Source organism: Acidothermus cellulolyticus 11B (genome assembly GCF_000015025.1).
Taxonomy (GTDB): domain Bacteria; phylum Actinomycetota; class Actinomycetes; order Acidothermales; family Acidothermaceae; genus Acidothermus; species Acidothermus cellulolyticus.
This window is the reverse complement of the sequence record NC_008578.1, coordinates 1-12,063: the sequence shown is the minus strand read 5'-3', so window position 1 is coordinate 12,063 and position 12,063 is coordinate 1. Positions and strand designations below refer to the sequence as shown.

Below are 12,063 nucleotides of genomic sequence, written 5' to 3'. Positions count from 1 at the left end.
CCCAGCACTGGGACGGACATGTCGAACCTTGGCCCCGCGTTCTTCAATGCACGCTGCCGAGGATTACACTGACTTGGCGTGTCGAGCTTCGCGCCGTCTCCGCCGACCCCGTAACGGCTGTAGCCTGCCGCTCGCTGACCAAATCGGCGATCGTTGACGTTGCTGGAATGTGGTTTTGGCGCCAATGCTCGCGAACCGCGCTGAGAACGGCAATGGCGATTGCGATACCACCAGGCAACGCGAGCATGGCTCGGCCTTGGTCGGCATGCAGGCTCGCCACGCCGTAGCCTGCCGTCAAGAGGCCCGCTGCTATGTAGAAGGCGCCACATAGGTAGCCCCAATATGTGTTTCCCGCTTCGGTCATTGTTTCTCCTTGCCGGTAGATGCCTGCCGTAGGAGGTCGGACGTGGTTTTGCCGACGGACCGCCGGCGAAACCGCACCCAGCTGTACGTGAGTCGGCCAGCCGTCGCGATCTCCACAGCTCCAAGAATCAACAACGGGATGGCGCGTTGGTTTGCGGTCAGTGCCTGGTCAACCGCGAATCCAATGACAACGGCGGCCATTGCGAGGATCAGCAGAACGGCGAACCACGCCCACCCCTCGGCCGCCTCATTGATTGTCCGCGACTCGCTGGGTTCCGACCTAACCAGCGCCCGGCGAGCAAGCAACCGTTCCGCGGACGAGCGCCGCCAGTAGCTGCGGATTGAAGGGATCACGTGCGCCACACCACCGTTCTCGTCGTCGGATCGTCGGTTAGCAGGATTCCCACTTCGCTACAATGCGCCAGCCCACCCCGATGTACAGGCAGCGGTGTGGATTGTAGGACGGAGGGAAATCTACGTAGGCACTGACGATCCCCCACAGCGCGCTTGCCGCCGTACAGGCCAAGCCGGCGGTTTCCGAGCCGAGGAAGAAGCAGATCGCACCTGGGCCGGTGATCGTTCCTGCCCAGACTAACCACGCAATCTCGAACGAGCTCAGTGCGGAGAACTTCCAGCCGCACGTCCAGTTCTGGCACGATACGCCATCGGGGTGGATGCCGCCACTACTCACGGTTCCGGACACCATGCTGCCGGTAAGAGCCGGCAACCCGGCTTGTTGCAGTGCGGTCGACAGCGAGGCGCCGCTAGCTAGAGCCTTCTTCAGCGCGGGCAGCGTTTTGTCCCAGGAGGCCACAAGCTTTGTAGTACTCACGTTCGTTGGAAGAGCCGACGGGACGACCGTGACGTCACCGTCACCAAGCAGTAGGACGTTCGACGCCGATGATTCGCCAGGCGGCACGCTGGCACTTGGCGTGGGCGCAGCCTGGGCCACGGAGACGACGGCGATAGATAAGACCACGGACAGGACGGCGGCGCCACCCAACCGCAACACGAACGGACGCATGTCTTCAATCCCGATCTTGAGGTCTTCCGTCAGGAACGTATTGCAACCGAAATAGTACTACTTATCAAGCGTCCATACCGCAAGCAGTGGGAAGCGAAGGCGAATATCCCACCTGCTGTGGCGCTGGCGGCGTAGCCGATACCCGATGAGTCATTGGCCACGAGGGCCGCCCGCCACGCAGCTGGACGCCGGTGCAGTTGGGCCGCCCTACGCTCGTGACCGCCGCCGGTTGTGGAGCCACGGGGACTCGAACCCCGGACACCCGCCTTGCAAAGGCGGTGCTCTACCAGCTGAGCTATGGCCCCGTTCGCGTGACCGACCTGACCGGTTCTTCGGCTATTCCGCTCCGACCGGCTCAGCGCGGGTCGCTTCAATCCACAGATCTTCTTCGGCGCGCGCGGCGCGCAGCCGCCGGTAGATGAACAGTACGCCGGCGAGAATCGCCACTGCGAGGAGTGCCTTCCGCACGCGATCACCTCTCTCGGACGTGAGTGGGCCTGGGAGGACTTGAACCTCCGACCTCACCCTTATCAGGGGTGCGCTCTAACCGCCTGAGCTACAGGCCCATGCCTTGCTGAGGGTACCGCATCCACCGAGGGCCGTTGGGCACCTCCCGCGGGGTCGGTGGCCGGGGGACTACGGCTCGGTGAGGGTCACCTCGATGCCCCCCACGAGATCGGCAATCACGTTATAAATAGCCGCACCAAGCGTCGCCAGCGCGGTCAGAATGATCACATTGATCGCTCCAACCGCTGCGGTGATCGTGATGACCCGGGACGCGGAGAAGGGATTCCGCAGCGCCTGGCTCGCTGTCGTCGGTGCCACTTCGTTGACCAAGTTGTTGATCTGATCCCAGACCCCCATCCCGCCGAGCACGGCGTAGACGATTGCCACGGCCACCACCCCGATGACGAGGAGCGCGAGGCTGACGACGAAGGTCACTTTCATCGCCGTCCACGGATCGATGTGCTTGATAACGAGCCGAGCGCGCCGTCGGCCGCGGGACGGCGGTCCGACGCGAATCGCCGGCTGCTGGGGGTTCCGCGCGGAGACGCCGCGCGCTGGCACGGCTGTAGGTACGTCGGCGTCGGCCACCTGCTTACTCCTTGCGCCACGACCACCGACCGGCGTCCTCCGCCGGACGGCTGCTTCCTCCCATCCTGCCCGTTGTCAGGCGAGAACGCACCCGTCAGCGGGCCGGTGACTCCTCCTCGCCGATCCCGGCGTCGCCGCCCCGCTCGGCGTTTCTGGTGATGGCGACCAGAGCGTCGTTCTCCGCGAGATCCATGAGCCGGACGCCCATTGTTGCGCGTGACGTCGGCCGTACTTCGGAGACCCGGGTGCGGATCACCCCGCCCAGTACGGTTATCGCGAGCACCTCGTCCTCCTCGTCGACCATCAAGGCACCGACCAGGTCCCCGCGCTCCGCTGTGATTTTCGCCGTGATGACGCCGTATCCTCCGCGGCCCTGCAGCGGATACTCCTCGATCGGCGTCCGCTTTGCGTATCCCTTTGTCGTCGCGACGAAGACGTAGGCCTGCGGACGGACGACCATCATGGCAAGAAGCGCGTCGTCGTCGTGGAACCGCATGCCGATGACACCGGACGTCGCACGCCCCATCGGCCGGAGTGCCTCGTCGTCGGCCCGGAAGCGGATGGCCTGCGCTTTCCGACTCACCAGCAGCAATTCGTCGTCCGGGGAGACGAGTCGTGCGCCAATGACGACGTCGTCGTCGCGAAGATTGATCGCGATAATGCCGCCGGTGCGATTGGAGTCGAATTCCCGTAACGCGGTCTTCTTCACCAATCCGGATCGGGTCGCAAGGACGAGGTACGGCGCGGCGTCGTAATCCCGCAAGGCAAGGACCTGGGCGATTTTCTCATCCGGTTGGAACGCGAGGAGGTTCGCGACGTGCTGCCCGCGCGCGCTCCGTGCCGCTTCCGGTATTTCGTACGCCTTGAGGCGATACACCCGGCCCTTGTCGGTGAAGAACAGCAGCCAGTGGTGAGTGGTGGTCACGAAGAAATGCTCGACAACGTCGTCTTGCCGTAATTGGGCGCCCTGAATGCCTTTACCGCCGCGGCGTTGTGAACGGTAAAGGGACGTTTTTGTGCGTTTCGCGTATCCGCCCCGCGTAATGGTCACGACGACGTCTTCTTCAGCAATGAGATCCTCGATGCTGACGTCGCCGTCCGCCGGCACGATGGCGGTACGCCGCTCATCGCCGTACTTGTCAACGATTTCCTTGAGTTCCTCGCTGACGATCGCGCGTTGCCGGGATTCGTTGGCGAGAATGTCGTTGAGATCGGCGATCTCCGCCTCATGCTTCGCCAGATCGTCGATGATGGCCTGGCGTTCAAGCGCGGCCAACTTCCGCAACTGCATGTCGAGAATGGCGGTTGCCTGCACCTCGTCGACGTCGAGCAATTCCATGAGGCCGCTTCGGGCTTCGTCCGCAGAGGCGGAACCGCGGATGAGGGCGATGACGGCGTCCAGTTGGTCAAGCGCCTTGACCAGGCCTCGGAGGATGTGGGCCCGGCGTTCCGCTTCGCGGAGGTCATATCGGGTCCGCCGGACGATGACGTCGATCTGATGCGCCACCCAGTGCCGGATGAACGCGTCAAGGGAGAGCGTCCGCGGGACATTGTCCACGAGCGCGACCATGTTCGCGCCGAAGGTGTCCTGCAGTTGCGTGTGCTTGTACAGATTGGCGAGGACAACCTTGGGGACGGCGTCCCGTTTGAGGCTGATGACGAGCCGCTGGCCGGTGCGGGACGACGAGTCATCGCGGATGTCCGCGATTCCCGGGATTCTTCCTTCCGAGACCAATTCAGCGATACGGACCGCGAGATTGTCCGGGTTTACCTGGTACGGAAGTTGCGTGACCACGAGGCTCTGCCGGCCGCGGGCGTCTTCCTCGACCTCGACGACGGCCCGCATCACGATCGAGCCGCGGCCGGTGCGGTATGCCTCTTCGATGCCAGCGTGTCCCACGATGACGCCCCCGGTCGGGAAATCGGGGCCTTTGATCCGCTCCAGCAAGGCAGCCAGGAGCTCTTCGCGGGTCGCATCCGGATGTTCCAGCGCCCACTGGGCGCCGGCCGCCACTTCGCGCAGATTGTGCGGCGGAATGTTGGTCGCCATGCCGACGGCGATGCCGGCGGATCCGTTCACCAGGAGGTTCGGGAACCGGGCCGGCAGAATGACCGGCTCCATTTGGCGGCCGTCGTAATTCGGGACGAAGTCAACGGTTTCTTTCCCGATGTCCCGCAGCATCTCCATGGCAAGGGGTGTCAAGCGGCACTCGGTGTAGCGCATCGCCGCCGCCGGGTCATTACCCGGCGAGCCGAAATTTCCCTGCCCATCGACGAGAGGATGGCGCATCACCCACGGTTGGGCGAGCCGTACCAGCGTGTCATAGACCGCAGCATCGCCATGAGGGTGGTAGCTCCCGATGACGTCCCCGACCACCCGGGCGCACTTGACGTAACCCCGGTCGGGGCGGTAACCACCGTCGTACATCGCATACAGGACCCTGCGATGCACCGGCTTGAGACCATCGCGGACATCAGGCAGCGCCCGCCCGACGATGACGCTCATCGCGTAGTCGAGGTAACTGCGCTGCATCTCCACCTGAAGGTCGACCGGTTCGATCCGGCCGCCTTCGGGGGGAAGCGTGGTGTCCTGCGTCACGGATGGGCCTTTCGTTCAGTCGTCGGAACTGCTGAAGCCTAGATATCGAGGAACCGAACGTCCTTGGCGTTGCGCTGGATGAAGGCCCGGCGTTGCTCGACGTCGTCGCCCATCAGGATGGAGAAGATTTCGTCCGCGCGCGCCGCATCGTCGAGACTCACTTGAAGGAGAACCCGCTGCGCCGGGTCCATGGTTGTCGTCCACAGCTCTTCGGGATTCATCTCCCCGAGACCCTTGTACCGCTGAATTCCCTGTTCTTTGGGGAGTTTCTTCCCGGCGGCAAGGCCGGCCTCGACCAGTCCGTCACGTTCGCGGTCGGAGTAGGCGAATTCGTGCGGCGCATTGCTCCACTTGATGCGGTACAGCGGAGGCTGGGCGAGGTACACGTGCCCGGCTTCCACGAGCGGCTTCATGAAGCGGAAGAGCAGGGTGAGGAGGAGGGTACGGATGTGTTGGCCGTCGACGTCCGCGTCCGCCATCAGCACCACCTTGTGGTACCGCAGCCGGGCCAGGTCGAAGTCGTCGTGCACACCGGTGCCGAGGGCGGAGATGACCGCCTGTACCTCGTTGTTTTGCAAAACCTTGTCAATGCGGGCCCGCTCGACGTTCAAGATTTTGCCTCGAATCGGCAACACGGCCTGGGTCCGCGGATCCCGGCCTTGACGCGCCGAACCGCCGGCCGAGTCACCCTCGACGATGAAGAGCTCGCACTCCTCCGGATTGGTGCTCTGACAGTCGACCAGTTTTCCGGGAAGACCTCCCCCGCCGAGGAGACCTTTGCGGTTCCTGGCCAAATCCCTCGCTTTGCGCGCCGCGATCCGGGCGGTGGCCGCCTGAATGGCTTTCCGGACGATGTCCTTGCCCTCCGCGGGATTCTTCTCGAACCATTCGCCGAGCCGGTCATTGCAGACGGTCTGCACGAACGACTTGACCTCGGTGTTGCCGAGCTTCGTCTTGGTCTGCCCTTCGAACTGCGGTTCCTTCAATTTGATGGAGAGGATCGCGGTCAGGCCCTCCCTGATGTCTTCTCCCGTGAGCCGGTCTTCCTTTTTCTTGATGAGGTTCCACTCCTCGCCGAACTTGTTCACCAAATAGGTCAGTGCAGCACGGAACCCCTCTTCGTGCGTGCCGCCCTCATGCGTGTTGATGGTGTTGGCGAAAGTGTGCACCGACTCGGTGTACCCGGTGTTCCACTGGAGGGCCGCTTCAAGGCTCATGTCGCTGACTGGATCGTGGGCCTCGAAGGAAATGATGCTGCGGTGCGCCGGTTCCTTTGTGGCGTTGAGGTGGGCGACGTAGTCCACCAGACCGCCGTCGTACCGGTAATAAACCTCGGTCGGGTCGTCGCCGCCGGCCGGCTTCTCCGCGTCGTCGGAGTCAAGATGCTCGGCGGGGCGTTCGTCCCGCAACGTGATGGTGAGACCCTTATTGAGGAAGGCTATTTCCCGGAGACGGTTCGCCAAGGTTTCAAAGCTGAACCGTGTCGTCTCGAATATCTCCGGGTCAGGCCAGAAGGTGACCGTCGTTCCGGTCCGGTCGGTCGGCTCGCCGCGTTGCAGGGGCCCGGTTGGAGTTCCCCGGCGGTAACTCTGCCGCCAGACGTAACCGTCCCGGTGAACCTCGACGTCCAGCCGCTCGGAGAGGGCGTTGACGACGGAGACGCCGACGCCGTGCAGGCCTCCGGAAACCTTGTAACCGCGGCCGCCAAACTTGGCGCCGGCGTGCAGGACCGTGAGCACGACCTCGACCGCCGGGCGTTTCTCGCCAGGGTGTTCGTCGACGGGTATGCCGCGGCCGTTGTCAACGACTCGGACGCCGCCGTCAGCGAGAAGCGTGACGTCAATACGATCGCAAGCCCCGGCGAGCGCCTCGTCGACCGCGTTGTCGACCACCTCGTAGACCAAGTGGTGCAGACCGCGTTCTCCGGTGGATCCGATGTACATGCCGGGCCGCTTGCGGACCGCCTCCAGGCCCTCGAGAACCGTGATGGACGAGGCGTCGTAACTACTCGCGTCGAGCGAGAGTGCTTGATCGGTCACACATCCTCCGGTGATCGCCGCACGTGGACGTGCGGCAGTCGGTTCGTGATACGCGGCGCCGCGCTCCCTCAACCAGGGCGGACACGCTCCTGGACGCGCTGAGAGCAGCTAACGGTCAAACGTCTTTTTCATTTTACGTCGTACCTCACCGCCAGCCGGCCATGGCAGACGCTCAGCAAGGCTGTGGATGGCAAATCGCGGCGCTGTGACCAGCCGGTTTCAGGACTGTGGGGAACGAGGCGCCTGGTCAGCCGTAAGTGTCGCGTGGCCCGGCGCCGCGGACCCGGAGCGGGCCGTGGCGCCATGACGGCGCGGTCGGTCCTCTGACATCGACCAGCCGAATAAGATCGCCGGCGGCCTCCTGGACCCGGGCGGTCAACTGCGGTAGAAGAAGCCGAAGCTGTGTTGCCCAGGCGGTCGAATCCGCCTGTATGTGGAGCACGCCGCGGTCGTAGCTCTCCGGCCGGCAGTGCTGGGCCAGCTCAGGTCCGATGATCTTTGGCCACTCATCGACCAGGCGCGTAATGGTGATCCGGTCCAGCCAGCCGAGGTCGCGCAGAATGCGGTGCACCGACGCACCAAGAAGTTCCGGCTCACCAGTCGACGTTTGCGGGTCGCGGCGCGTCGACCAGAGTGGCGGCTGGCCTGCCCGCCGAGCCCTTTCCCGAGCGCGGCGCAGTGCCGCCCGGGCAAGGTCCGGGCCGTCGGCGTGATCAGCCGACTTGGTGTGATCAGTCGGCAACGTGCACCTGGCTCTCATGGACGACGTAGCGGCGCCCGACCGGAAGGTCGGGTTCGTCAACCGCTGACGTGATGAGCAATTGTTCGGCTCCGCTGACACATCCGGTCAGCCTGCGCCTGCGCTGCTGATCCAGCTCGGCGTACACGTCGTCCAGAATCATCACCGGTGTCTCCCCATCCGAGCGGAGCAGCTCGTACGCCCCTAGGCGCAGCGCGAGAGCGTACGACCACGACTCACCGTGGCTGGCATAACCCCGGGCCGGGCGGCTATCCAGCTCCAAGTTGAGATCATCGCGATGCGGCCCGACGAGGGTGAGCCCGCGGGCCAGTTCGGCGTCCTGGACCTTGCGGAGTGCGGCGAGAATACCGGCGATCCGTGTCTCCTCGTCGGCGTCCTGCAACACTTCTTCCGGGACAGTGCTCCGGTATTCCAGGCGAACAGCTCCACTGCCGCCTGAGATTGCGGCGTACGCCTTCTCGACGAAAGGCGCCAGTTCGTGAACCAGCCGTCGTCGTGCGTCGAGAAGTGCCGCGGCCGCCCGCGCAAAGTGCAGGTTCCACACGTCGAGGCTGTTGCGATCGACCTGCTGGCCGTCCTGCGCCACGGCACGAAGAAATGCATTGCGCTGCCGCAAGGCCTTCTCGTACTCGGCACGGACGGCGAACAGCCGCGGACGCAACTCCACGAGAACATCATCGAGATAGTCCCGTCGCGCCGCGGGATCGCCTTTCACTAAGGCGAGATCCTCCGGGGCAAAGATGACGACCCGCAGAATTCCGACCAGGTCCCGGGCGCGGCGGGTTGCGTGTCCATTGACACGGAGTCTGTTCGCCCGACCGGGGACGATTTCCACATCCAGGTCAATGCGGCGGCCGGAGGTCAGGACTTCCCCATGCAGGACGGCGCGTTCGCTGCCCTGCCGAACAAGCGGCGCGTCGGTCGCCGTCCGGTGGCTGCGCAACAGGGCCAGGTAGCAGACGGCCTCGACGAGATTCGTCTTGCCCTGCCCGTTGGATCCGACGAAGACGTTCACTCCCGGGTCGAGCTCAAGCGCGGCGCGTCGATATGACCGAAAGTCGGTCAATTCGAGACGGCTCAGATACACAGCGGGTGAATGTCAGCCGCCAAGACGGACCGGCATGAGCAGATACCGGTAGTCGTCGGAACCGGCATCCGCTGACGTATCCGCATCTTTCCCGGCACGCAGGACCGCCGGCTTGTTGGGTGAGGTGAACGACAGCGTCGTCGTCTCGGACTCCACCGCGCCAAGACCATCGAGGAGATACGCGGGATTGAACGCAATGACGAACTCGTCATCGCCGGTGCTGCTTTCGAACCGCGCGTCGATCCACTCCGATGCTTGAGCGTCATCGCCGGTCCCGGCTTCCAGCGTCAGCCGATCCGGATTGAACGTCAGCCGTACCGGGGACGTGCGCGGTGCGACAAGTGACACGCGGCGTACTGCCTCGATCAGAGCCGCGGTCGCAACCTGTGCAGTCGCAGCGGCTTCCGCCGGCAGGAGTGACCGGTATTTGACGTACTCACCATCGATCAGGCGCGTCGTCGTTTGCCGTTCTCCTGAGGTGCCACGGCCGGAGAAGCCGATGAGATTCTCGTTCGACGTCGATTCCGTCGACAAAAAGATCGTCACTTCCGCCCCGGTCGTCAAGGCCTTGGCAACCTCGCCGAGAGTGCGCGCTGGAATCAGCGCCGCCGCGGTGAGATCGCCGCGGGCCGGCTGCCAGTGAAAGTCACGCACCGCGAGCCGATACCGATCCGTTGCCGCCAACGTCATCACGTCTCGATCAATTTCCATCCGGACGCCGGTCAGAACGGGAAGTGTGTCGTCGCGTCCGGCCGCCACCACGACCTGAGAAACAGCCGTGGCAAAAAGATCAGCCCCGATGGTACCCGCGAGCGTAGGCAGGGGCGGCAGGTTCGGGTACTCCTCGATCGGCAGCAACGGAAGGGTGAAACGGGAAGCCCCACAGGCGATCACGAGGCGGGAGCCGTCGAGTTCGACGTCCACGGGTTGCGCAGGGAGGTTCCGGCTGATCTCCGCCAGCAAGCGCCCAGAGACCAGCGCCCGTCCCGTCTCCGCAATTGTCGCGTCAATTGACGCACTGGCTGACACCTCGTAATCGAAGCTTGCGATCCGCAGCTCGTCCATCGCCTCGATCAGCAATCCGCCTAGTACCGGCATCGACGGACGAGCAGGCAACGTCCGCGCCGACCATGCGACCGCGTCTGCGAAGAGGCCTCGGTCAACTTGGAATCTCACTGTCCACCTGCCTGATCAATCTGGGACGCGACAAGGGTCGCTCGGTGAGTTGTGCTTGAGCCTACGCCCGTGCGGGGCAGGCACGTGCGAGCCTGGCGTGGTGCGCTGTGGGGTTGAAGACCTTGTCCTGTATTGCCTTGTGAGATCTTGTTCGTCATCGTCATAGGTCCAGGGGAAAGTGTGGACGACGTGTGTTTCCGCAGCTCAGCTTGGGTGCTGAGCATCGCGATCTCTGTGGATGATTGAACCAAAGATCGTGAGATAGTGCGGGTTGATGCGGATTCTGGCCAGAACGTATGCGGCTTGTCCAATGATCCTGTGAAGTCTTCCGCAATGGTCGACTCGTCGTCCACAGGATTGTCCCCAGCCTGTGCACACTGTCGCGGATGGAAGAGCCAGGGGATCATCGCGCCCGCATCTTGATCCGGTTGGTCAGCTCAGTGACCTGGTTGTAAATCGATCGACGCTCCGCCATAAGGGCTCGAATCTTCCGGTCTGCGTGCATGACCGTCGTGTGATCCCGTCCGCCAAAGTGCTGGCCGATCTTCGGAAGAGAAAGATCAGTCAGCTCCCGGCAGAGATACATGGCAACCTGCCGGGCGGTGACGAGAACCCGGCTGCGGGATGACCCGCAGAGATCTTCGATTGACACGCCGAAGTAGGCACCGGTTTCCGCCATGATGAGGGCTGCGGTGATCTCCGGTGTCTGACTGTCAGGGATCAGGTCCTTTAGGACCACCTCAGCCAAGGCGAGGTCGACTCGTTGACGGTTGAGGTTCGCGAAGGCGCTGATGCGGATCAGCGCGCCTTCCAGCTCGCGAATATTGCTGGAAATCTTGCTGGCGATGTACTCGAGTACCTCGTTGGGTATGTCCAGGCCTTCTTGCGCCGCCTTCTTGCGGAGGATCGCGATCCGCGTCTCGAGCTCCGGTGGTTGAACGTCGGTGATGAGCCCCCATTCGAATCGGTTCCGAAGCCGGTCTTCAAGCGTCACCAGTTGTTTTGGTGCCCGATCGCTCGAGATGACGATTTGCTTGTTGGCGTTGTGCAGGGTGTTGAAGGTGTGAAAGAACTCTTCCTGCGTTTGCTCCTTGTTCTCAAGGAATTGGATGTCGTCGACAAGGAGGACGTCGACGTCACGGTACCGTCGGCGGAATCCCTCCGCTTTTCCGTCCCGGATTGAATTGATGAAGTCGTTGGTGAATTCCTCGGAACTCACGTAGCGGACACGTATGTTGCCGAAAAGGCTCAACGCGTAGTGCCCAATGGCGTGCAGAAGGTGCGTCTTGCCTAATCCGGAGTCGCCGTAGATGAAAAGGGGGTTATAGGCCTTGGCGGGGGACTCGGCGGCGGCAAAAGCGGCGGCATGAGCGAACCGATTGCTTGCTCCGATGACGAAGGTCTCGAAGGTGTACTTCGGGTTCAATCGAGCGGCCTCGTGTGCCCGCCGCTGGCTCGCAAGATCGATACTGGATCGACCCGACGCTGGTTCGTGAGCCGCTTCGTCCATCTCATCGACGTCATCGGCTTCGGTCGCTGTGCTGGTGGATGCCGTCTCGGCCGCGACATCGGCAGGTGTCTCGACGCTGACGGCGATGCGTAGTTCGCGGCCGGCTTCCGCTGCGAGGGCGGCGAGCAGTGCCGGCCGGAGCCGGGTCTCAAGAACTTCCTTCGCAAAGCTGTGTGGCGCTGCGAGGACGGCGGTGTCTTCGACCAACGCCAAGGGCTGGATGAGTGAGATCCATGCCTGGTACTGGGGGGAGAGATCGCCTTGGCGCTGCAGGCGATCGACCGTACGTGACCATAAGATGGCGAGCTCCGGATCGCCGGCGACCCGCTCTGCCATCCCGTCGACCCTCCCTTCGGCACCAGGTAGTTGTCTGTGGAGAACTGCATGTCTTTTGTCGCCGATTAGGAATC

General features: G+C 63.5%; 11 protein-coding genes and 2 tRNA genes. All 13 read right to left on the bottom strand.

What is annotated here, in order from left to right:
• Positions 1–43: 43 nt before the first annotated feature.
• The 13 genes from ACEL_RS12060 to dnaA all read right to left on the bottom strand — a co-directional run bounded on the left by ACEL_RS12060 (position 44) and on the right by dnaA (position 11,989).
• Positions 44–364, bottom strand: coding sequence for a hypothetical protein (locus ACEL_RS12060; RefSeq protein ID WP_011718850.1), 321 nt, complete (start codon positions 362–364; stop codon positions 44–46).
• On the bottom strand, positions 361–717 hold the full coding sequence (locus ACEL_RS00055) for a hypothetical protein (RefSeq protein ID WP_148204478.1): 357 nt from the start codon (positions 715–717) through the stop codon (positions 361–363). The genes ACEL_RS12060 and ACEL_RS00055 overlap by 4 nt, the downstream gene beginning before the upstream one ends.
• Positions 718–754: 37 nt before the next feature.
• On the bottom strand, positions 755–1,387 hold the full coding sequence (locus ACEL_RS00050; RefSeq protein ID WP_011718848.1) for a hypothetical protein: 633 nt from the start codon (positions 1,385–1,387) through the stop codon (positions 755–757).
• A 232-nt stretch (positions 1,388–1,619) separates the two neighbouring features.
• Positions 1,620–1,692, bottom strand: a tRNA-Ala gene (locus tag ACEL_RS00045).
• A gap of 31 nt (positions 1,693–1,723) precedes the next feature.
• Positions 1,724–1,855: a DLW-39 family protein gene (locus ACEL_RS12495; RefSeq protein ID WP_238378042.1), complete on the bottom strand. Its 132-nt coding sequence runs from the start codon at positions 1,853–1,855 to the stop codon at positions 1,724–1,726.
• A 24-nt stretch (positions 1,856–1,879) separates the two neighbouring features.
• Positions 1,880–1,953: transfer RNA gene (locus ACEL_RS00040), tRNA-Ile, on the bottom strand.
• A 70-nt stretch (positions 1,954–2,023) separates the two neighbouring features.
• Complete coding sequence (locus ACEL_RS00035; RefSeq protein ID WP_011718847.1) at positions 2,024–2,482, bottom strand: DUF3566 domain-containing protein; 459 nt, start codon at positions 2,480–2,482, stop codon at positions 2,024–2,026.
• Between the two features lie 94 nt (positions 2,483–2,576).
• Positions 2,577–5,081, bottom strand: coding sequence for a DNA gyrase subunit A (gene gyrA, locus ACEL_RS00030; protein WP_011718846.1), 2,505 nt, complete (start codon positions 5,079–5,081; stop codon positions 2,577–2,579).
• Between the two features lie 38 nt (positions 5,082–5,119).
• A complete protein-coding gene (gene gyrB, locus ACEL_RS00025; RefSeq protein ID WP_011718845.1) occupies positions 5,120–7,120 on the bottom strand; it encodes a DNA topoisomerase (ATP-hydrolyzing) subunit B in 2,001 nt (666 codons plus the stop codon).
• Between the two features lie 247 nt (positions 7,121–7,367).
• Positions 7,368–7,862, bottom strand: coding sequence for a DciA family protein (locus tag ACEL_RS11795; RefSeq protein WP_011718844.1), 495 nt, complete (start codon positions 7,860–7,862; stop codon positions 7,368–7,370).
• A complete protein-coding gene (gene recF, locus ACEL_RS00015; RefSeq protein ID WP_011718843.1) occupies positions 7,852–8,967 on the bottom strand; it encodes a DNA replication/repair protein RecF in 1,116 nt (371 codons plus the stop codon). Before recF ends, ACEL_RS11795 begins: the two co-directional genes overlap by 11 nt.
• Positions 8,968–8,979: 12 nt before the next feature.
• Positions 8,980–10,143 carry a DNA polymerase III subunit beta gene (dnaN, locus tag ACEL_RS00010; RefSeq protein WP_011718842.1) on the bottom strand — a complete coding sequence of 388 codons (1,164 nt, stop codon included), beginning with the start codon at positions 10,141–10,143 and terminating at the stop codon, positions 8,980–8,982.
• A 403-nt stretch (positions 10,144–10,546) separates the two neighbouring features.
• On the bottom strand, positions 10,547–11,989 hold the full coding sequence (gene dnaA / locus ACEL_RS00005) for a chromosomal replication initiator protein DnaA (RefSeq protein ID WP_011718841.1): 1,443 nt from the start codon (positions 11,987–11,989) through the stop codon (positions 10,547–10,549).
• Positions 11,990–12,063 lie beyond the last annotated feature (74 nt).